General features: G+C 45.7%; 19 protein-coding genes. 7 read left to right on the plus strand and 12 right to left on the minus strand.

Annotated features, from left to right (window positions below):
- Positions 1-48: 48 nt before the first annotated feature.
- The gene (locus tag MIC7113_RS08125) at positions 49-1,416 is read right to left on the minus strand and encodes a sensor histidine kinase (RefSeq protein ID WP_015181692.1); all 1,368 of its coding nucleotides are present in this window, start codon (positions 1,414-1,416) and stop codon (positions 49-51) included.
- Between the two features lie 104 nt (positions 1,417-1,520).
- Between MIC7113_RS08125 and MIC7113_RS08130 the strand changes: the two genes are divergently transcribed.
- Together MIC7113_RS08130 and MIC7113_RS08135 are read left to right on the plus strand one after the other, a co-directional pair.
- The gene (locus MIC7113_RS08130; RefSeq protein WP_015181693.1) at positions 1,521-2,213 is read left to right on the plus strand and encodes a response regulator transcription factor; all 693 of its coding nucleotides are present in this window, start codon (positions 1,521-1,523) and stop codon (positions 2,211-2,213) included.
- Between the two features lie 401 nt (positions 2,214-2,614).
- Positions 2,615-2,890 (plus strand): DUF1830 domain-containing protein, encoded by a 276-nt coding sequence (locus tag MIC7113_RS08135; protein ID WP_015181694.1) that lies wholly within the window; start codon positions 2,615-2,617, stop codon positions 2,888-2,890.
- Between the two features lie 116 nt (positions 2,891-3,006).
- On the opposite strand, the gene MIC7113_RS08140 is transcribed toward MIC7113_RS08135, so the two are convergent.
- Positions 3,007-4,014, minus strand: coding sequence for a Rieske 2Fe-2S domain-containing protein (locus tag MIC7113_RS08140; protein WP_015181695.1), 1,008 nt, complete (start codon positions 4,012-4,014; stop codon positions 3,007-3,009).
- A 350-nt stretch (positions 4,015-4,364) separates the two neighbouring features.
- Here MIC7113_RS08140 and MIC7113_RS08145 point away from each other — a divergent pair, with 350 nt between their 5' ends.
- Positions 4,365-5,300, plus strand: coding sequence for a TetR/AcrR family transcriptional regulator (locus MIC7113_RS08145; protein WP_015181696.1), 936 nt, complete (start codon positions 4,365-4,367; stop codon positions 5,298-5,300).
- Between the two features lie 120 nt (positions 5,301-5,420).
- Here the strand turns inward: MIC7113_RS08145 and arsC are convergent, their stop codons facing one another.
- From arsC to MIC7113_RS08165, 4 genes are all read right to left on the minus strand, one after another.
- The gene (gene arsC, locus MIC7113_RS08150; protein ID WP_015181697.1) at positions 5,421-5,816 is read right to left on the minus strand and encodes an arsenate reductase, glutathione/glutaredoxin type; all 396 of its coding nucleotides are present in this window, start codon (positions 5,814-5,816) and stop codon (positions 5,421-5,423) included.
- Positions 5,817-5,960: 144 nt separating this feature from the next.
- Positions 5,961-7,115, minus strand: a complete 1,155-nt coding sequence (arsB, locus tag MIC7113_RS08155) for an ACR3 family arsenite efflux transporter (protein ID WP_015181698.1) — start codon at positions 7,113-7,115, stop codon at positions 5,961-5,963.
- A 137-nt stretch (positions 7,116-7,252) separates the two neighbouring features.
- Positions 7,253-8,296 (minus strand): PstS family phosphate ABC transporter substrate-binding protein, encoded by a 1,044-nt coding sequence (locus MIC7113_RS08160; protein WP_041780590.1) that lies wholly within the window; start codon positions 8,294-8,296, stop codon positions 7,253-7,255.
- Between the two features lie 200 nt (positions 8,297-8,496).
- Entirely contained in the window at positions 8,497-8,814 is a 318-nt protein-coding gene (locus tag MIC7113_RS08165) for an ArsR/SmtB family transcription factor (protein ID WP_015181700.1), read from the minus strand.
- A gap of 160 nt (positions 8,815-8,974) precedes the next feature.
- Between MIC7113_RS08165 and MIC7113_RS08170 the strand changes: the two genes are divergently transcribed.
- Together MIC7113_RS08170 and MIC7113_RS08175 are read left to right on the plus strand one after the other, a co-directional pair.
- Complete coding sequence (locus tag MIC7113_RS08170; protein WP_015181701.1) at positions 8,975-9,298, plus strand: (2Fe-2S) ferredoxin domain-containing protein; 324 nt, start codon at positions 8,975-8,977, stop codon at positions 9,296-9,298.
- A 90-nt stretch (positions 9,299-9,388) separates the two neighbouring features.
- On the plus strand, positions 9,389-10,246 hold the full coding sequence (locus tag MIC7113_RS08175; protein WP_015181702.1) for a M48 family metallopeptidase: 858 nt from the start codon (positions 9,389-9,391) through the stop codon (positions 10,244-10,246).
- A 10-nt stretch (positions 10,247-10,256) separates the two neighbouring features.
- Here the strand turns inward: MIC7113_RS08175 and MIC7113_RS08180 are convergent, their stop codons facing one another.
- The 4 genes from MIC7113_RS08180 to MIC7113_RS08200 all read right to left on the minus strand — a co-directional run bounded on the left by MIC7113_RS08180 (position 10,257) and on the right by MIC7113_RS08200 (position 14,759).
- Positions 10,257-11,864, minus strand: a complete 1,608-nt coding sequence (locus tag MIC7113_RS08180) for a response regulator (RefSeq protein WP_015181703.1) — start codon at positions 11,862-11,864, stop codon at positions 10,257-10,259.
- A gap of 78 nt (positions 11,865-11,942) precedes the next feature.
- Positions 11,943-12,389 carry a response regulator gene (locus tag MIC7113_RS08185; RefSeq protein ID WP_015181704.1) on the minus strand — a complete coding sequence of 149 codons (447 nt, stop codon included), beginning with the start codon at positions 12,387-12,389 and terminating at the stop codon, positions 11,943-11,945.
- A gap of 370 nt (positions 12,390-12,759) precedes the next feature.
- Entirely contained in the window at positions 12,760-13,170 is a 411-nt protein-coding gene (locus MIC7113_RS08195) for a DUF4112 domain-containing protein (RefSeq protein ID WP_015181706.1), read from the minus strand.
- Positions 13,171-14,036: 866 nt separating this feature from the next.
- Entirely contained in the window at positions 14,037-14,759 is a 723-nt protein-coding gene (locus MIC7113_RS08200) for a pentapeptide repeat-containing protein (RefSeq protein ID WP_015181707.1), read from the minus strand.
- Between the two features lie 561 nt (positions 14,760-15,320).
- Between MIC7113_RS08200 and MIC7113_RS08210 the strand changes: the two genes are divergently transcribed.
- Positions 15,321-16,004: a Crp/Fnr family transcriptional regulator gene (locus MIC7113_RS08210; protein ID WP_015181709.1), complete on the plus strand. Its 684-nt coding sequence runs from the start codon at positions 15,321-15,323 to the stop codon at positions 16,002-16,004.
- Positions 16,005-16,343: 339 nt separating this feature from the next.
- A complete protein-coding gene (locus MIC7113_RS08215; protein ID WP_015181710.1) occupies positions 16,344-18,128 on the plus strand; it encodes a M61 family metallopeptidase in 1,785 nt (594 codons plus the stop codon).
- A gap of 109 nt (positions 18,129-18,237) precedes the next feature.
- Here MIC7113_RS08215 and MIC7113_RS08220 read toward each other — a convergent pair whose 3' ends face one another.
- Positions 18,238-18,963: a TIGR04283 family arsenosugar biosynthesis glycosyltransferase gene (locus MIC7113_RS08220; RefSeq protein WP_015181711.1), complete on the minus strand. Its 726-nt coding sequence runs from the start codon at positions 18,961-18,963 to the stop codon at positions 18,238-18,240.
- Between the two features lie 203 nt (positions 18,964-19,166).
- Positions 19,167-19,790: a TIGR04282 family arsenosugar biosynthesis glycosyltransferase gene (locus MIC7113_RS08225; RefSeq protein ID WP_015181712.1), complete on the minus strand. Its 624-nt coding sequence runs from the start codon at positions 19,788-19,790 to the stop codon at positions 19,167-19,169.
- Positions 19,791-19,912 lie beyond the last annotated feature (122 nt).

Genomic DNA, 19,912 nt, shown 5'->3' on the forward strand with positions numbered 1-19,912 from the left:
CTTAAAAAGCCTGGAGGACAACGTATTTTCTATTTTATAAGTTACCCTTCATACTTTTAGGTGAGGAATCTTGACTGTAAATGTTGTCCCCACCCCAACTTGACTTTCCATGGTAATTTCTCCTTGGTGGAGTTCCACACACTTTTTTACTACAGCTAGTCCCAAACCACTCCCCACAAGGTTTTCAACATTTTTACCGCGATAGAAGGGTTCATAAATCTCTGAATAATTTTCCGCTGGAATGCCTATTCCTTCATCTTTGATTTGAAAAACTGTAGCTTCAGCTTCGCAGTTTAAAATTAGGTATACGTTACCTCCATTGGGTGAATACTTAATGGCATTTAAGAGTAAGTTACTCAAGATAGAATATAATAATTTTTCATCCAAATAAACCCGGACACAGCGACCATTGCTGATAAATCTAAGTGAGTGTGATTTTATCCCACAAAAACCCACATCTTCGAGTAAGTTAAGACAAAATGCCTCCAAATCCAATAATTCGGGCTTATAGTTTAGCTCCCCAGCCTCTGCTCTAGTTAAGGTTAAAATATCAGTTAAAAGCTGATTCATTAATTTAGCAGACGATTGAATTCTGTAAAGATTTCTCAACTGATTTTGTTCGACTAAATCTTGAAGAATCTCTCCAAGTAACTGAGAAGATGCCAAAATTACACTTAAAGGAGTACGAAACTCATGGGAAACCATTGAAAAAAGACGGATTTTGAGTTCTCCTAGTTCTTTCTCTTGAGCTAGGGTGTGTTGGAGTGATTCAACTTTTTGGCGTTGCACCCACTGGGTATAAAGAAGTAAATATATACCAATAATGACGGTAAAACTTAAAACAGTGCCAATTAATTCTATCAAAATTATGTAATGAATAGTAGAACGAGAATTATTAAGTAAAACTCGTAACACTCGTTCTTCTTCGTTTTTAATATCCGCTAAAACTCTCTGAATTTCATCTCGAATATTAACGCTCTTTTCTGTAATCAAAGCTTGGCTTTGGATGGCTGATGGATCTTGTTGATAAAGTGCGATCGATTTCCTGAACAACCCTAATCTTTGAGTGACTAGAGAGTTCAACCTGCTCATCCGTTGTTGCCAAGCAAGATTGTTAGTCATCTGCTTGTGAAGCAGGTCTATCTTAGATTGCATGTCATTGACTGCAATTTGATGACGCTTTAATTCTTGCTGACTACCTGAAATAATGTATCCCCGTCGCCCCGATTCTGCAACAGTCATAGAGGCATAAAAATCAGTCAACGTATTCAGGACTTCATAAGTATGTTGCACCCGCTCAGCACTTTCAATTAGCTCTGTTGTGTTGTTGTAAGAAGTAAGGCTGACCAGTCCCATTAGCAGCAGGGTTAAGCCAAATCCTCCAGCAATCCATTTTCCTTCCAGTGACAACTTCATTGATTAAGGCAAAAGTCAAGGATAATAAAGTTAACTTGCCTCTACTCTACCTTCCTCTACCTGAACCGAAATATCCCGACGTTGCGTATTTTTGTAGTTGAATTATGCGTATTTTGGTGGTTGAAGACGATATCCAGTTGTCAGAGGTACTGACAGAAGCTCTAACCCGACGCCAGTATGTGGTAGACAGTGCCAAAGATGGAGAGGTTGCCTGGAGTTGGGTGGAGTCAATGAAGTATGACTTAGTGGTACTGGATGTGACGCTGCCGAAGCTGGACGGCATTCGATTCTGTCAGAAGTTGCGGGGTTGCGAAGTCACCCATCCCGCTCATCGCAACTCTACCTCACCCGTACTGATGCTAACCGCCCGTGATACGGTTGCCGACAAGATTACGGGACTGGATGCTGGAGCGGATGATTACGTGGCAAAGCCATTTGACTTGGAAGAGTTGATGGCTCGAATTCGTGCTCTGTTGCGGCGGGGCAGTTCTTCAAGTACAGCGAGTCTATGCTGGGGGAGTCTGCGCCTAAATCCGAGTACCTTCGAGGCGGCTTACGACAACAAGCTTCTGTCTTTGACCCCTAAGGAGTATGCCCTTTTGGAGCTCTTGGTTTCCAGTGGTCGGCGGGTGTTGAGCCGTGCGGGCATTATTGAACAAGTTTGGTCACTGGACAATTCTCCTGCCGAGGAAACCGTTACCTCTCATATCCGAGGGTTGCGGCACAAACTCAAGGATTTAGGTGCTCCTGATGATTTCATTGAAACGGTTCATGGATTGGGTTATCGCCTGAAGTAACCTATCTAGAATAACGATGCACAGGGCAGCAAGCGCTTCTGCACGATTTCTGCATAAATTCTGCACGGTTATTACATCTGCTAATAGTATGGTTCTGGGTAGGTAATAGGAAAAGCACTTACGCATGATCCGTGAGGCAAGCCCCCTAATCCCTTGATTTGGGAGTTAAGGTTATGTTCTCTTCACGATTGGAGGACTAAGGAGGTGATTGCGTAAGTTTCCGAAAAATACTTTTCCAGTTCAGGGAGCAGCGAAGTCAAGGCAATAAGTTCTGATGAATCAGAGATGGAGGCAAGCCTTGCATGAAAGTGAAAGAGCTTTTGTGATTGCATCGAGGAAAAAATCTCAACGACCTCCCATCTAAGCAGAGGTTATTCATACTTTATTTGGTACTCAAGGCTATGAATAGATTCCTAAAAACTACCGCAGTCCAGGAACCCAAAACTTTGCCCGAAGGCCAGCCAATTCTCTGTTTCTACAAAAACACAACCGATAAAATTCAAATTGCTAAAATCTCTAACTTCAAAAACTACCACTTTGAGCAAGTCGTTTTCCCGGCAGAAAAAATTCTTTTCAATGCTTTTCCCGAAGCTGAGTTAGAAATTTATACGGGTTCGATGATGAGTGCTGTTTTAATCGAAAAAATACGCTGCTCTCGGCTCCAAGTGAATGGATGATTGGATTACGTAGGGGCTTTCCTGTCCTTCGCCCCTACCCCTATATTGGTATATTTACAGAAACGGGATGATCGTAAGTTTTTTGCCCATCCCTTTATCCAACTCAACTTCTATCTTTAGCACTCACTGTTGAATGAACTTGATAGAGTTAGATCTGTCATATTTGACCAGTTCTTAAAATTTCGCCTTACCCAATCCATACCAACTTCATTATTGAGCTTGATTTTTTGTGGTGTGTTCGGGTAAATCTTGGGCAAAATATCTGCATCCTGCTCGACGATTACTTTGGCAAAATTGAGAAACTTTTGACCTAGGGCTTTAAAGGCAGGGTGTTTAGGTATCCCGTACATCAGTACATAAGTCCGCGTCCGAGTTGTGGACTCTGGCACAAACAAATGGACTTGGGCAACTTTACCCACCCAGTTTTCTACATGAGCTATTACTAAAGATGGAAAGTGATTTTCCAGATGAGCCTTGATAACTTTTGGCAGCAGGAGCAAATCGGGATTGCTTAGTTTTTCTGATAAATTAGTTGGGGACGTTGGCAGGCTGTAAAAAGCATGGGAATGATGACCGTCATCAATAAAATTTTCAAACTGCACTTCTTCAATCTTAAATAGAGGGCGATGCGTACCATTTTGGTGATTGTAGTCGTGCATAATTAGCAGCATTGAGAGCAAATCCGTCTCTACGCTGATATCAGCCGTATGACCAATAAACTCATATTGAGAAGTAATTTCATTCAGGATATTGGGAATCGGTACTTTGGGTTCATATCCGCCATACGACCAAATAAAATCTCCTTGAATAATCAGTTCTAGCGGTTTGAGTTGCGGTAGCGTTTTCTTCTTCGACCCAGGTAAAATTGTGCACCCTTCACCATCAAACTCAAGGGCATGAAACGGGCAAACGACTACACTTGTTTTATCGTCACGCTCCTGACACCACCCTTCAGACAACATGGCCCCCATGTGCGGACAGGCATTGGGTAAAGCGTTAATTTTGCCCATTCGATCTTGCCACAGCACATAGTCTGTACCATAAAGAGATACTTTTTTAGGCTTATTAACTTCCAACATCGATTTGTGTGCCAATAGCCAAGGTGCACCTTCAAGCATAGACATAGGTGTTGTAATCCTTATTAAGTGAATGAACGTTTTTTGCCACTGGTTATTTCACCAGAAGCAATGCAATATATACCTTATGGGCAAGCATTTTGTAAAAAATTGTCAGCCCAAATTAGATGCAGGCAAGCATCCGAAAAGCGATGAACGTGCAACCAACAATTGACCTCTTATCGCTTAGTTTGTGGCAATGAATAGGTCAGGTGGAAGAACGAACGTAAATTAAAATGTGACAAATTTCTCGTATCTATTTAAAATTATGACGGAATATTCATGTTTGTCAAGGCAGAGTTGTAGCGTAGTGCTCACATCTATCAAAGCGGGGCGATCGCACGAGTTACGCTGAATTCATGAACACTTCAAGCTCAAACACTACATCTCTGCGTCGCCAACCCAAGCAGAAACGCAGCCAACAACGGGTTGAGCGGATTTTGGCAGCGGCGGCAGAGGTGTTTGCCTCTGTGGGTTACGAGGCAGCCACAACCCATGCGATCGCATCTCGTGCAGGAACGGCGATCGGTTCACTTTACCAGTTCTTTCCAGATAAGTTGGCGATTTTTCATGCTCTAGAAGAACGTCACATGGAGCAGGTAAGAGCCATCCACGCCAAGTTAATGACTCCCCAGATGGCTCAACAGCCACTAGAGTCTATGGTTGAGCAGATAGTGGAGACGTTTGCTGTCTACTTCGAGCATCCGGGGCCGAAAGTCGTCTACATTCAATACTGCGTGGCTCCGGAGATGTTTAAGTATTTCGATGAAAGTTTTAATCAATCACTCATCCAAGCGTTTGCGACGCAGTTACGACTACGAAACCCTACTCTGAGTAAGGAAAAAAGCGAACTGCTAGCTGAGGTTTGCCTTCAGTGCTATAACTCTCTGCTGTTGGTAGCCTTACGTAGTAATCGCACCCATCGCAAGCAGCTTTACGAAGAGATGCGAGAGCTATTGGTGGCTTACTTACGTCCTTATGTTGGGGATGAGGAATTACAAAATGAGGGGCAACCTCGTGCTAGAGAGTCGATTCCCTACGATGTACTTTGCCAGCAGTACCAACTTTCTGTGCGCCAATGCCAAGCCTTAATGTTTGCGATCGCGCAGGGTGGGCTAACCATTCAGAACTTTGAGGAAATTTGCCCGGAGACTTCCCGGCGGACGCTACAGCGAGAGTTACGCCAAATGGTGGAGAAGGGTTTGCTGCTGCCTGAGGGAAAAACCAATCGGCTTTACTACCGCCTCAATCTGTTGTGGCAAGAACTTGCGTCAAGTTGCGACAAAAGAAAATAAGTGTCTGTACCGACTGCTATTTTTTAGGGTTCCAGGTCTTTACTTCTGCCATTTGCCCTCTGCCTTCTACCTTGTCTCCACCAAAAAATGAATAGTTAACCCGGATTTGGTATGAGATGGCTAACTCAACGATTCAACCAATTTTGCCACCCGTTCCTTCACTTCATCTCGAACACGCTGAAACGTTTCGATGGATTCCCCTTCTGGGTCATCCAGTTGCCAATCTTCAAACACCTCCCGCACAACCCAAGATTCCGGCAAGTTCACCCCACAACCGCAGAGGGAAATCACAGCATCATACTCTTCGGGATTAAAATCACTTAACGGTTTAGAAGTTTGCTCACTAATATCAATGCCAATTTCGGACATCACTTCAACCGTCGTCGGATCGACCTGAGAAGCTTCCAGTCCCGAACTACTAACAGCAATCTTTCCTCCTCCCAACGTCCGAGCAAATCCTTCTGCCATCTGAGAACGGCGAGAATTTTTCTTGCATACAAACATCACTCGTTTCATATTTAATACCTCCTGTTGAATACTCTGCACTAGCAGAAATTTCACTCTTCAAAAACTTGTAAAATCCTTCTTCATCTCTCTTTCTTCGTTTCCTCAAAATCCTTTGTGGTTCGTTTCTTTCCAAAATCAGATAAAGTGGCAATATTACCTCAACGAACCGATACACCGGGGATCGCGTAACGTAGCTTTCTCCAGTTCTCGTGGAAACCACATTGCTGTACGCTTACACACCTCCACCAGCATCAGCATGACTGGAACTTCAATTAACACACCCACAACAGTAGCCAGTGCCGCACCCGAATTTAAACCAAACAACATAACTGATGTGGCGATCGCAACTTCAAAATGATTACTCGCTCCAATTAGGGCGGCTGGTGCTGCATCTTCATAGGCAAGATTCAATTTCAAGGCCGCAACATAACCGATTAAGAAAATGAAATTCGTTTGGATAAACAGGGGTACTGCAATCAACAAAATGTGCAGGGGGTTGTTGACAATCAGTTCCCCTTTAAAGGCAAATAGCAGTACCAGAGTCATCAAAAGGGCTGTAATTGCGATCGGACTGAGATATTTGAGAAACTCTCTTTCAAACCACTCTTTGCCCTTATATTTGAGAATCCAGTAACGGCTGTACATCCCTGCGATTAAGGGCAAACCCACATAAATCAGCACCGATAGCACAATTGTCTGCCAAGGTACGGTTAAATCATTCGCTGCTAGCAACCATCTTCCCAATGGTGCATACAGAAACAGCATCGTTAGGGAGTTCACTGCCACCATGATTAAGGTGTGCCCCTGATTGCTATAGGAAAGATAGCCCCACATCAGCACCATCGCCGTACAAGGTGCAATTCCTAATAAAATTGTCCCGGCAATGTATGAATTGGCGAGTGCCACTTCACTACCACGAATCAACTCTGTACCCGTAATTAGAGGGCGAAATAACCAACTCAGGAAGAATTGAGAAAATGCCACCATTGTGAACGGTTTAATCAACCAGTTCACTACTAGGGTAAGGATGACAGGTTTGGGTGCTCTGAGTGCATTTGTGGCTTGGGTAAAGTCAATCTTCACCATGATTGGATACATCATGAAGAACAGGCAGATGGCGATCGGAATGGACACTTGATAAATGCTCATCGCATCTAAGGCGATCGCAATATTTGGAAATAATCGACCCAATGCGATGCCCACGAAGATGCAGAGAAACACCCAAACGGTTAAGTATTTTTCAAAAAAGCTGAGGCTACTCCCTGCTTGAGGAGGTAGTGCACGACCGGAAGGATTCTTGGTACTCATTGTGAATTGTTAATTGGAATAGAATTTTTTAACGCAGAGGGACACAGAGGGACGCGCAGAGGAACGCAGAGTTTTGGAGCAAAATTCCTGTTAATTTTGATGGCAGGGAAAACCTATCAATCCAAAATGGGTTGACTCTAAAATGTGGCTTGTTTGCGTAATAACTCGCCTAGTGTCAGATTTAGCTGCGTTTGTCCACCAAAAACGGTACCGACTTTGCCGCGATTGAAGTGTACTTTAGCGAGGTGGTAGCCTTCATCGGGTAGAGGGATGTAGCCAACATCATCGACTAAGGTTGGTGCTTTCTCTAAGAAGAATTCCACGAAATCTCTCACCTCTGGTTTGTTTTGGGCAGATTGGTAGTTAACGTAAATGAACATTGGACGGGAAAGGGGTTGATACCGAGTCTTCTCCACGGTTTGACGTGAGGGTAAGACGGCACCTTTGCCGCTATCGACGGCTAACGCTTTTAACTGATTCGAGTTGGCTTCGTAGTAAGCCAAACCAAAGTAACCCAACGCATTCACGTCTTGGCGCACTCCTTGTACCAGGACGTTGTCATCTTCGCTGGCGGTATAGTCGTTGCGACTGGCTTTGCTGGTACCCACTGTTGCTTCTGTGAAGTAGTCGAAGGTACCCGAATCTTTCCCTGCACCATAAAGCTTCAGGGGTCGGTCGGGCCAAGAGGAACGAACTTGATTCCATTTGGTAATTTTTCCTTCAGCAGCAGGTTCCCAAGCTTTTCTCAACTCTTCTACCGTGATGTCTTTCGCCCAGTTATTTTCAGGATGAACGACTACGGTTAGCGCATCGAAGGCAATGGGTAATTCGATGTACCGCACATTATTGCGGTTGCACAGTGCCATCTCCTGTTTGAGGATGGGGCGCGAGGCGTTGCTGATGTCGGTTAAACCTTCGCAAAATGTTTTGAAGCCACCCCCTGTACCGGACAAGGCAAACTCAACTTTGATTTTGTCGTTGTTGGCTTTGGTTTGGGCGGCTTGATACTCAGCGGCGATCGCATTGGTGATCGGATACACCGTACTGGAACCATCGATCTTAACGACCTGTGCTTGGCGAGACTCGGCTGGCTTGCCACATGAGGAGAGCATTGCCGCCATACCAACGATGAATGCCAACACTCCCAAACGACTGACTAACCCATCAGTTTTCTGATTCATCACTTGTTCCCCTGTTCCCTCTGGCTTGAGGCATAATTTAATCATTTCAAAAAAAATTGATTTGTCAAGCCATAAAAAAGGCAAAGAGGTTAGGAAAACTTTAAGAAAAGTTGATGGAAGGCAAAGACGCCTTGTACCAAGTTGCAGTCAAAGATGGCAGACTATTTCCCCATCTCCCCGCTCCTCAGCTCCTCTGCTGTTTAACAGGGACGAGCCGGAATAATCGGGCTGAAACGGCGGAACTCGGCCAGGTACTCTTCTAGTAGCAAGAACTGGGTGAGATTGAGGCTGTAGTAAATCCAGCGACCTTCTTGGCGCGATCGCACGAGTTCAGCTTCCTTGAGGTTTTTGAGATGGAATGACAACTTGGACTGAGTCACTCCCAAGCGATCGCACAATTCACAGACGCATAACTCTTGCGATCGCAGCAGCTCGATTACCTGAATTCTCAGGGGGTCAGACAGGGCGTGAAAGCCAGAGGCGATAACATCTGAAGTGATGGCTGAAGCTTTTCCCATCAAATTTTATTGAAACGACCTTTTCATTCTAACGGAGTGCGATTGGGGCTGAGATTCAAGACCATGGCAGTAGTTCTCCCGCCTTCTTCATCCCTAAATCGAAAAAACGAGTCGTTAATATAGAAACTATGGCAATTTGAAGTACTTAACCCAACAAACAGTGGAAATAGCTTCCGAGCAAAACAATTCAAACTCAAAAAAGCGTTGTGTCCTAGTTTGCCAGCATCGGTCTTGTCTGGCGAATGGTTCAGAGGCAGTACTGGCTGCCTTTGAGGCGGCTGACTTAACGGACTTTACAGTGATGGGTACAGGTTGCCAGGGACAGTGTACCTCCGGGCCGACGGTGCGAATTGTTCCAGAAGAGACATGGTACTGGCGAGTCCAACCTAGTGATGTCCCGATCATTGTGGAGCAACATCTCAAGGGGGGCGAACCGATAGACGCGAAACTTAACACCCGCATTCATCTGCGTTATAGCTATTAAAGAAAAATAGCTGAAACAGTATTCTTCCGACTGATGTAAGGTTGGCACAGGGCATGGTACCCTGCTCACCAACCATTTGGGAGAAAACCAGTGCAAAGACTACTGATTCGTGTGGGGATTGGGGTGTTATTTGCCCTGTTTGGCATAATTACCTACTTTACTAACGTCACTGACAACCCAGTAACGGGGGAAAAACAGCGGGTACAGCTCTCACCGCGCCAGGAAGTCGCACTTGGTATACAGGCACGGGACAGTATGGCGTCACGACATGGGGGTCTTTACCCGGATTCTAGACTCCAAGCCTATATCGATCAGGTGGGAGAGCGAGTGGTCAAGCAGTCGCAAGCGGCTAAAGCTCCCTATCCTTTTCAATTCCATTTGCTGCGCGACCCCAAAACCATTAATGCGTTTGCCTTACCTGGAGGACAGGTTTTTATTACAGCGGCTTTGCTCAGTCGCCTCAATTCAGAAGCACAATTGGCAGGGGTATTGGGGCATGAAGTTGGACATGTGGTGGGGCGACACGGCGCGGAACATCTGGCTAAACAGCAATTGGGGGGATCACTGGTGAATGCGGTCGGTATTGCGGCTAGTGATAATCCAGACAGTGCAAGGCAAGCGGCAGTTGTGGCGCAGGCGGTTAATCAATTGGTTAGCTTACGGTACGGGCGTGAGGATGAATTGGAAAGCGATCGCCTCGGTTTTCAGTTTATGACCACAGCCGGCTATAACCCAAAAGGGATTGTGGAACTGATGCAAATCCTCGCCTCTGCTAGACAGGGGGGGCAACAACCGGAGTTTTTAAGTAGTCACCCCGACCCTGGAAATCGAGTACAACAGCTCAATGCACTGATTGCTGATAACTTTCCCAAGGGTGTTCCTGCCAATCTCACAGAGGGACGCGAGGACTTTGCCCGCAATGTCAAGACTAGCTTACCTACTCGTTGAGGATTTGCCTTTAAGAACGTCCCATCAGTTTGGTAACGAGAGCCACTAATTCAGCCGCATCGACGGGTTTGGATAGGTGGAGATGGAACCCGGCAGCCAGGGCACGATCGCGGTCTTCGTCTCCAGCATAGCCCGTCAAGGCGATCGCCTTCGGCATAGCTGGGCTGAGTTGGGGGATTTCCCGTGCCTGTTCAGCAACCATTGCCTTGATTTGGCGAATCAAATCATAGCCGTTCTGAATTGGCATACTAATATCACTGATCAGCACATCGGGTTGAAACGCGGCAAAGACGGCGATCGCCTCCTCTACCGAACACGCCGTCTTCACTTGAGCGTCATACTCTTCCAGTAAAAGTGCCATGACCTCACGAACGTCGGTTTGGTCATCCACAACCAGCACCTTCACACCGTTGAGAATACCGGAGGGCTTCTCAGTCGCCAATTCCTGAAAAGCATCCTTGGGTGGATGACGAATGGCTAACAGGGGAAATTGGACTGTAAAAGTTGTCCCTTGTTCCTTACCCAAACTTTCGGCTTGAACCGTGCCACCGTGAAGTTCAACCAGATGACGCACAATCGCTAACCCCAATCCCAGTCCACTATGTATACGAGTGCTGGAGCTATCTGCTTGGCGAAAGCGATCAAACACATAAGGTAAAAACTCAGGACAAATGCCAATGCCTGTGTCGCTGACAATCAAGGCAACTTTCGCTTCCCTTCGCGTCAACTGAATTTGAACTCGTCCACCTTGCGGGGTAAACTTGACCGCATTGGACAAAAGATTCCAGATAATCTGTTGCAAGCGCAGGGTATCCCCGGAAATGGAACCCGCTTCGGGGTCTAGCTTGCATTCGAGTTCAATCGCCTTAGCCTGTGCGGCGGGACGCACGGTAGAAAGAGCCGCCTCAATGACTGGAATGAGTTCGACGGGTTGCATGTTCAGGGCAAGCTTGCCGGTAACGATGCGGGAAACATCGAGTAAGTCTTCTATGATTTGCGCCAGAGACTTAGCGTTGCGCTCAATGGTTTCCGTTGCTCGTTTGTAGTCCTCATCTTTCAACCTCTGGAGTCGCAGAAGCTGCACCCAACCGTACATGGCATTCAGGGGGGTACGCAATTCATGAGAGAGGTTAGCGAGAAACTCATCTTTGAGACGATTGGCTTCTTCGGCTTCGGCACGAGCGGCTCGTTCTTGTATCAGCAACAGATCTCGCTCTTGTTGTAAACGTTTGGCTCTTTGCCGCCATTCAGCCCGCTCCAACGCTAAGCGTACAGCGGTGGGTACTCGAATATAACGATTAGGAGCCTTGAGGATGTAATCATCCAGCCCTGATTTCATCGCTTCCACCGCAATCTCTTCGTTGCCACTGTTGGTAAACATAATCACAGGACAGTCAGGATAGCGGGACTTAAGCTGCTTGAGTACGGTAAGTCCATCACTCCAGCCCAGTTGATAGTCGGTTATGACTATATCAAAGCCCCCTTGATCCATCGCTTGTGCCAAGACTTTGGTATTAATAATTTCTGTAACCTGAAGTTCTGTAAATTCTCGCTCCAACTCGCGAATAATTAACAGGCGGTCAGTCGGATTGTCATCAATGACAAGAATGTAGGGCATCGGCTTTGTCAGGAGTGTTCAAGCTGCCGTTTAGCAAGGCGCTTGAATCAATAGTTCTCAAACACGATAAAATAAGCACTAACTATACTGAAATTCAGGCGGTTCATTGAGCATTAGCCAGTATAGGTTAAGAGTCCTCAACATTTCTACTAAAGCCGTGAAACCAATCGGTTTGACTAAATAGGAATTAACCCCTAAATCATAAGATTGGTTGACATCAAGGGTTTCCCTGGAAGACGTCAACATAATCACCGGCAGGCGTTTGAGGTCGGGTTGCTGTCGTATCCATTCTAGGACTTCATGACCTGAGCGGCGGGGAAGCTTTAGGTCTAGTAACATAAGCATGGGCAGGGGGTAGCATTCTCGGTCTGAGTATTCTCCTTCACCACTGAGGTAGAGAACCGCTGCATCTCCATCTCTAACGATTTGTAGGGAAATATGGGATAAATCGGCTTGACGAAAGGCACGTTGAATTAGAAGAATATCAGCAGGATTATCTTCTACGATCAAAATTGTCTGTGTCATCCTTCTTAAGACATCTTCATTAGCTTAACTTCAGCCTAGGAGATGTCAGCTCATTTGCTAAACATGTCTCGTTTTGTACAGGAATACTCAACTTGACCCCAAATCGACTGCCTTGACCGAGTTGAAATTCTACTCTGACTCTGTCCCTGATCGGTTTAATCCCTTTCTCCATCTTCTTCCATCTTTCCCTACCATGACTCATCGCACCCCATTGGATTACATGTCCACTAGAGTTGAGCATGTAATCTTAATGTCAAGCAATTTTAGCCCAAATGAAAGGCGTAAATTTCTTAATTTAATTCTCTGTTAATAGCTCTCAAATAAACCATATTTTTTTTGATTGATTGTTGACGAAAATCCTTCTTGAGCTTTATCGGTTTGCCATCGGCTCTTTAACATTATGGAGAGTGGAATCCAGCTCTTCAATTTCTGGTTCAGTAGCCTGAAGATGTTTCTCTAAAATGGCTAGATTGCGGATATTCGACTTGTAATAAGCGTCGAACAGGTCACCAACCAGAGGTACTGTACCCACAACGGCTTCTAGACCAATATTCAATATCATTTTCTGGATATCTTTACTGGGAATACCGAGGCGAGTTGCTAGATAAATAATGTAAGCCGAAAAAGATGTACTAATTAAGTCCCCTGCACCCGGTATTAGACCGATAATTGGGTCTAACCCAATACGAAATTTGGTGCCAGGGATACCAATGGCTGTATCCATCAAGCGGCTGAGCTTGCGGATACGATTAAGAGTTGCTACACGTTCTAGAGTATTCATAAAAGTAATAGTGGCACAGATTAATCCGCCCACCTTTCTACCCGAAGAATGAATTTAGCACCAGTAGGAAGGGTGAAGCACAACACAACTATCATCTCCAGGTTGATTAATCTTTAGTATTAAACTGATTAATCTTTAATATTAAACAAGTATATAGGGCGAAGAGGCGAAAAATCGGGTTTCAAGGCTGGGCTTTGGCACCTGAATACGGGCTTAACAATTCGAGAGGTTTGCTTTTCTTTTTTTTATATTTTCTTTATTATTTTAGTTCATAGATTCAGGTAAAATAGCTTATTTTAAATTCAAGAAATAACAATAGTTTAGCCAATTCCATCTAAAGAATGACTGGGATTCTGCCTCTAGAGTGAGAAAGAAATGACGAAAAAATTGGTAACTTTAGAGACGAAAAGAAAAGGTACTGGATGGGAGTTTAACCGCTGCGACCCATAGTTGTACATCAAAACAGAGCGATGTTAGATGTACAAACAGTGCATATAGTTAGCTGACATCAACGGTGTGGAGTTTCTATCGATTTCTCCACTTTGTAACTACCGATGAGGGACTAAAATTCCCAGCAGAGCGGTCATTGGTAGGAGACGTAAGGATGTCATCATAAAAACGCAATTAAGACGCCCATTCCGTCTTGGCTCAACTTGGCCCAAGGCGGAATGGCCGTATCAGGGAAAACAGATGTTAATCAGGGAGCGTCTAAGCTGTTACGCATCTAATTTGCTTGTTGAGGCGGCGGGGGAGCAGAGCCGGAGCTCATACGAGGACAGAGGAGCGGATGTGAACTGTTTTATCCTGTGTTGAGAATGTGCAAGTTAAATGCGCTTTAGCTTACAAATGTTTAAATGCGCGATCGCTTATGCATGAATTCGACCATCAGGTAAGATAGCTCCAGACAAATTGGCTCCTGTTAATTTGACCAAAATTCGATCGCCAGACCCAATTTTAGCCCCCCTTAAGTCAGCGCCACTTAAATCAGCGCCACTCAAATCGGCTCCAATTAAGTTAGCCTCTCTTAAATTAGCTTGATTCAGGTTCGCTTGAAAGAGATTCGCTCTAAAAAGATTTGCCTTTTCCAAATTCGCTCCCTGAAGATTAACCTTATGCAAAAAACTATCACTTAAGTTGGCATTACTGAGATTGGCATGACTCAAATTGCGTCCTGACAAATCTTTTTCTTTTAAGTCAACACCTCGAAAGTCAGCTCCACTCAAATCAGGATTGGGCGTTCGAGTTTGGGAGGAAGATTGCGATCGCGATTGTGCAGTCGTTTCCCTTTGGGAGTATCGCGGTTGGGAGCGGGGTGGTGTATATTGAGCTCGTTGCGGTGCAGGAGAAGGCGATCGCGTAGTTTGTGCTGTTGGCTTGTGACCCTTGCGTCGAGCTAAACGCAACTGATCGCGAGCGTGATTAATCTCCTTGAGTTTTTCCGCCGCTTTTTCCCGCAGCCGAGAATTATCGCTTGGGACGCGATCAGGATGCCAAATAAACGCCAAATCTTTATAAGCCTGGTTCACCTCTTCGAGAGAGGCTCCCGGCTCTAACCCCAATATTCTATAGCAATGATCTAGCTCGTTCATCACCACCTTCCTTAAACCGCCTCAACACTAGGCTCCAATCATCTGTGCCACAATCTTGCCTAAATTCATCACCCCAGGTAATCCTGCACCCGGATGAGTTCCCGCACCAACTCAGTAGAGATTGGGTAGATTTTCCACTGGGGTTGGGGAGCATCTCAAATGTACACATTTAAACAAAGGGAAGGAAAATTGATCCCTAAATACATACTCCTCAGCTCCTTAGCTCCTCCGCTCCTCCGCTCCCCCCAAGTAACTATTCACAGTATCGCGGAAGTGCAGGGAATCAATAGAGTGTTCTGTAACGATATGTTGAGTTCAGGAAGCTCCACTCCCCCCACTCTCCCAATCAAAGAGGCATTAGCCTCTATCCAACTAAGGGAAGTTGGGTACTGCTGTTGTAGTGTGGTGTAATGGAAGCGTAGGGGTTTCCCAGTATAGCGACCAGCCGTAGTTGATTCAAAACTCAGTTGGTACCGAGGCTGGGGAATCTTATATAGCATTACGCTAGTTTTTGACTGTCACGGCTCTTGCATCCTCAGACTCTATCTTTAAAAACCTTTCATGCAGACTAAAGCTTTTAATGAGCTTTTCCCACTGTTTAATACGGCTAACCCAGAGACATTAGAATGGCTCCTGTCTGTTGTAGTCGAACACGAGTATCCGGCAGGGAGAGCGGTTCTCATGGAAGATGCCTGGGGCAACGCAGTTTACTTTGTTGTCTCCGGCTGGGTGAAAGTACGACGCCTTTATGGAGAAAACGTTGTGACTCTAGCAATTTTGGGTCAGGGTGATTTTTTTGGGGAAATGGCAATTCTCGATGAATCTCCCCGCTCAACCGATGTTCTTGCCCTTTCTGACGTAAAATTACTCAGCGTCTCTGCCCAACGCTTCATTCAAACCCTGTTTAAAGACCCTCAATTACACCATCGCATGTTGCAACTGATGGTGCGGCGGCTACGTCAAACCAACATCCGCCTGCAACGACGCCATCAGCCACCCGCTGTCAAGTTAGTCAGTACGTTGGTTAGCTTGGCAGAAAACTATGGTCAACCCACAGAAAAGGGAACAGAAATCTTTAACTTCCCCTATAAAGACTTGGCAGATATTTCAGACATCAGTGCCGACGATACCGCCAAAATTATGGACAAGCTCGATAGTAAGGGCTGGATTAACATTGACCCGGAAAATCAGACACTGTGCCTACTCAATATCAAGCAACTGGCTCATTTGGCAGGACGTGTTTAGAGAGGGCAATGGGCGAGAAAATAGTGTGGCTCAATCGTGGAACATACGGTTCTGCAAAAAGCCGTCACTCAAGACTTCCCAATGGTCTGTAAAATGCTCTCTTCGCCAGCGTAACGCCTGAAAATCTGACCATTCGCTGCGTTACGCGCAGGCTGAACACACCCTACATCTTGCATGTAATTCAAGTTAGGTGCATCTACTTATTCCCGTCCCTCAAGCCATCGTGGAACAGAATTAGCGGGGTGGGGGAATATCCACCCTCCCCAGACAATCAACCCCTGACCACTGCTACGCTAAAAGCTAATCGCCATTTGCTTATTTGCCCAATAATTTGCCGAAATGACAGAAGCCACAACCTTTCGCCCCAGCAGCTTACTCACCACCGCACCGTCCATTCACTACCAAGTGGCGATGCCTCAGCCAGAATCGCACCTATTTGAGGTGACGCTTTTCGTGAAAGGCTGGCAGGAACCTGTGCTGGATTTAAAATTGCCTGTTTGGACTCCAGGTTCTTATCTAGTGCGGGAGTATGCGAAACATCTCCAAGACTTTTCTGCTGAAACGGGTGAGCAACGACAGCGTTTGCTTTCACGAAAAATCAGCAAAAATCACTGGCAAATTGAGACGGCAGATACCTCAGAAATGACTGTTCGTTACCGCGTTTTTGCCAATGAACTCTCCGTGCGAACGAATCATTTAGATGCCACTCATGGCTATTTTAATGGGGCGGCGCTGTTCCTTTTTATCCCCGGATGGGAACATCAACCCATTCGGGTAACTATTACACCACCCAAACCCGATTGGCAGGTTACGACTCCCTTGCCATCGCTTCCTGGAGAAGCCAACACCTTCGAGGCGGCAGATTTCGATACCCTGGTCGATAGCCCGTTTGAAATTGGTTCTCAGCAACTGTATAACTTTCAAGTGTTGGGGAAACCCCATCAACTCGCCATCTGGGGACAGGGAAACGCTGACCCAGAGAGAATTATAGAGGACACGAAGCAGATTATTGAAGTGGAAGCCGAGTTATTTGGAGGCTTACCCTATGACCGCTATCTGTTTCTCTTGCATCTCTCCTCTGGTGGCTTCGGCGGTTTGGAACATAAGGATTCTTGTTCGTTAAATTACTCCCGTTTTGGATTTCGGGCGAAGGAGAAATATAACCGCTTCATTCAATTAGTTGCCCACGAATTCTTTCACCTCTGGAATGTCAAGCGAATTCGCCCCAAAGCGCTAGAAAAATTTAATTACGAACAGGAAAATTACACCACTTCTTTGTGGTTTTCTGAAGGAACGACGAGTTACTACGATATGGTGATTCCCTTCAGAGCAAAGATTTATGATGCTAAGAATTTGTTAGAAAACTTGAGTAAGGAAATTACTCAATTCCAATCTATACCCGGTCGTAAAGTCCAGCCGCTGAGTGAGTCGAGTTTTGATGCTTGGATTAAGCTTTATCGACGGGATGCAAATAGCAATAATTCCCAGATTTCCTACTACTTGAAGGGGGAAATGGTTTCATTCTTGTTGGATTTGCTCATTCGGGCGCGACATGGAAATCAGCGATCGCTTGATGATGTGATGCGCCAAATGTGGCAGCGTTTCGGCATCAAGGAAATTGGCTTTACTCCCCAACAACTACGGGATGTGTTCGAGTCGGTGGCACAGACGGATTTAAGCGATTTCTTTAACCGTTACATCGATGGCACCGATGAATTAGCCTTTGATGAGTACCTCGAACCTTTTGGTTTGCGCCTATTGAGTGTGGAATCAGGGGAAAGTGTACCTCACTTAGGCGTAAATGTGAATTCAGACAATGGTAAAACCCTTATCCAATTTGTCGAAGCTGCTTCTCCCGCCGCTGTGGCAGGAGTCGATGCGGGAGACGAATTGTTAGCCCTTAATGGTTGGCGGGTAACGGCTGAACAATTAAGCGATCGCCTCAAAGATTACAAGGTGGGTGACACCATCCAGTTGAGCGTTTTCCACCAGGAAGAGCTCCGCACATTACCCGTTACCTTAGCTGCACCACGCCCCAGTCGTTACCAAATTGTGCCAGTGGAGAAGCCTTCCGATGCCCAGAGACAGAGCTTTACTGGGTGGCTGGGAACTTGGAATTGGTGATTGTAGGAAAGGACGATTCAGCTCATCCCTCGCCTTGAAAAGCGGGGGATTTCACCAACCCAAAGATTAGCATGAGTTTGTGTAGCGGTAGTGATATTAAGAGCAAAGCTTACCCTCTGTTTCTAAAACCGCCCTGACGATACCAGCGCATTAGTTGAGTAGGAGAAATTCCCAGAAAATAGCCAGCAATAATCAGTTGGTTCATCAGCGTGGTTTTTAGTACCCCTAACTTTTGCCAACGGCGTCCCGAAGTAAGTACAGAGGCTGAAACAAGGGTGATTTTTCCTTCCTGTTTCAATTGCCGCATCAATTCAAAGTCTTCCATAATTGGTAACTCTGGAAAACCACCGATTTCATCAAAAGTGGTGGCTTTGAGAAAGATAGCCTGGTCACCATAGGGCATGGAAAAAATGCGCGATCGCATATTTACTATCTTCTCAATCAACCGTAGCCCTCGCAAGTCGGAATCAATTCTCAATTCAAATGCCCCAGCAATAGTGCTGGGGTTTTCTAGCGATTGGCGGACTAAGGTATCAAACTTAGAGGGCAAATGGGTGTCAGCGTGAAGAAATAACAAAATATCACCTGTCGCGATCGCTGCACCTGCATTCATTTGATTCGCACGACCGGCTGCCGCTGAAATCACTTTAATCTCTGACAAGGGCGCGAATCTGCCACAGCAGCGATGGGCTAACTCCACCGTTTCATCCCGACTTCCCCCATCGACTACGATGACTTCTATATCCGAGACATCCTGAAGCCGAGTGAGTGTTGCCTCAATTGTCGTCGCTTCATTGAGAACGGGAATGATAATGGAAATTTTGGCAGCTTTCATGCAGCGTTTGGTCATTAAAAGAGCAAGAACACAGGTTTTGCACGGCGAAGCCTCCTGAACCCGTCATTTCTGTTTGACAACGGGTGACTAAAAACTCACCATTCTTGCTGTGTTCTTATTGAGTTTTCAGGCGCAACATCCGGTAATCAGGGAGTTGAGCCTCTCAATTATGCAAGTTCAATAGACCACAATCAGAAAACGACCTAAAGATGGGCTTGCTGCCAAACCCATAAATCCTCTGGGCGATCGACATCACTGAGTAGAGGCAACTTAGCAACAGTTAACCCAAGCCTCTGAGTAATACTAAGTGTTTGTTGCAAAACCTCAGCCGTACTCCAAGGAATACCTGTAAAAAGTTCTGGAATCAACCGACGCAGCCCAATCAGATAATAGCCCCCATCCAGTGCCGGCCCAAGTACCAAGTCATGCTGACGCAATAACTGAAACGCTTCTACCATCAGGGGGGCATTCAATTCAGGGCAATCAGTACCGATAAGAACCACAGCCGTCATTCCAGCCGAAAAAGAGGCTTGAAACGCTGATGCCATGCGATCGCCAATATCGCCTTCACTTTGGCATCGGTAGACCCAATTTAACCCCAACCATTCTTGCATCAACTGCTCGTTTCCACCTGAAAAATGGACTTCCACCGATAGGGGATAAAAAGTTAGGAGTTGATTCACTTCAGCTAGCTTTTGTTCTGTCATCTGACGCTGAAGTGTTGCCGCACCTTCTGCGCCCAACAATGGGATGAGTCGTGTTTTCGTTTTTCCGGGTTCTGGGTAGCGGGTGAAAAGAATTAGGCATTCTGTAGCTGATTGAATCACAATCTTTCAACAGTCAATCGATATAAAACACATCCAAAAGGCGATCACCTTTTTGTTACCTAGAATGGTGGAGTGCGATCACAGTGTTAGGGTTTGGAAAGAGAGAGGGCGATCGCTCTTGT

This window comes from Allocoleopsis franciscana PCC 7113, from assembly GCF_000317515.1.
Taxonomy (GTDB): domain Bacteria; phylum Cyanobacteriota; class Cyanobacteriia; order Cyanobacteriales; family Coleofasciculaceae; genus Allocoleopsis; species Allocoleopsis franciscana.

What these genes read in the sequence shown, in the direction of transcription:
- arsB (WP_015181698.1), bottom strand. Translation starts at nt 7,115, where the DNA reads ATGAGTACCAAGAATCCTTCCGGTCGTGCACTACCTCCTCAAGCAGGG.
- MIC7113_RS08140 (WP_015181695.1), bottom strand. Translation starts at nt 4,014, where the DNA reads ATGTCTATGCTTGAAGGTGCACCTTGGCTATTGGCACACAAATCGATG.
- MIC7113_RS08145 (WP_015181696.1), top strand. Translation starts at nt 4,365, where the DNA reads ATGAACACTTCAAGCTCAAACACTACATCTCTGCGTCGCCAACCCAAG.
- MIC7113_RS08135 (WP_015181694.1), top strand. Translation starts at nt 2,615, where the DNA reads ATGAATAGATTCCTAAAAACTACCGCAGTCCAGGAACCCAAAACTTTG.
- MIC7113_RS08160 (WP_041780590.1), bottom strand. Translation starts at nt 8,296, where the DNA reads ATGAATCAGAAAACTGATGGGTTAGTCAGTCGTTTGGGAGTGTTGGCA.
- MIC7113_RS08130 (WP_015181693.1), top strand. Translation starts at nt 1,521, where the DNA reads ATGCGTATTTTGGTGGTTGAAGACGATATCCAGTTGTCAGAGGTACTG.
- MIC7113_RS08125 (WP_015181692.1), bottom strand. Translation starts at nt 1,416, where the DNA reads ATGAAGTTGTCACTGGAAGGAAAATGGATTGCTGGAGGATTTGGCTTA.
- MIC7113_RS08195 (WP_015181706.1), bottom strand. Translation starts at nt 13,170, where the DNA reads ATGAATACTCTAGAACGTGTAGCAACTCTTAATCGTATCCGCAAGCTC.
- MIC7113_RS08185 (WP_015181704.1), bottom strand. Translation starts at nt 12,389, where the DNA reads ATGACACAGACAATTTTGATCGTAGAAGATAATCCTGCTGATATTCTT.
- MIC7113_RS08200 (WP_015181707.1), bottom strand. Translation starts at nt 14,759, where the DNA reads ATGAACGAGCTAGATCATTGCTATAGAATATTGGGGTTAGAGCCGGGA.
- MIC7113_RS08165 (WP_015181700.1), bottom strand. Translation starts at nt 8,814, where the DNA reads ATGGGAAAAGCTTCAGCCATCACTTCAGATGTTATCGCCTCTGGCTTT.
- MIC7113_RS08215 (WP_015181710.1), top strand. Translation starts at nt 16,344, where the DNA reads ATGACAGAAGCCACAACCTTTCGCCCCAGCAGCTTACTCACCACCGCA.
- MIC7113_RS08210 (WP_015181709.1), top strand. Translation starts at nt 15,321, where the DNA reads ATGCAGACTAAAGCTTTTAATGAGCTTTTCCCACTGTTTAATACGGCT.
- arsC (WP_015181697.1), bottom strand. Translation starts at nt 5,816, where the DNA reads ATGAAACGAGTGATGTTTGTATGCAAGAAAAATTCTCGCCGTTCTCAG.
- MIC7113_RS08220 (WP_015181711.1), bottom strand. Translation starts at nt 18,963, where the DNA reads ATGAAAGCTGCCAAAATTTCCATTATCATTCCCGTTCTCAATGAAGCG.
- MIC7113_RS08180 (WP_015181703.1), bottom strand. Translation starts at nt 11,864, where the DNA reads ATGCCCTACATTCTTGTCATTGATGACAATCCGACTGACCGCCTGTTA.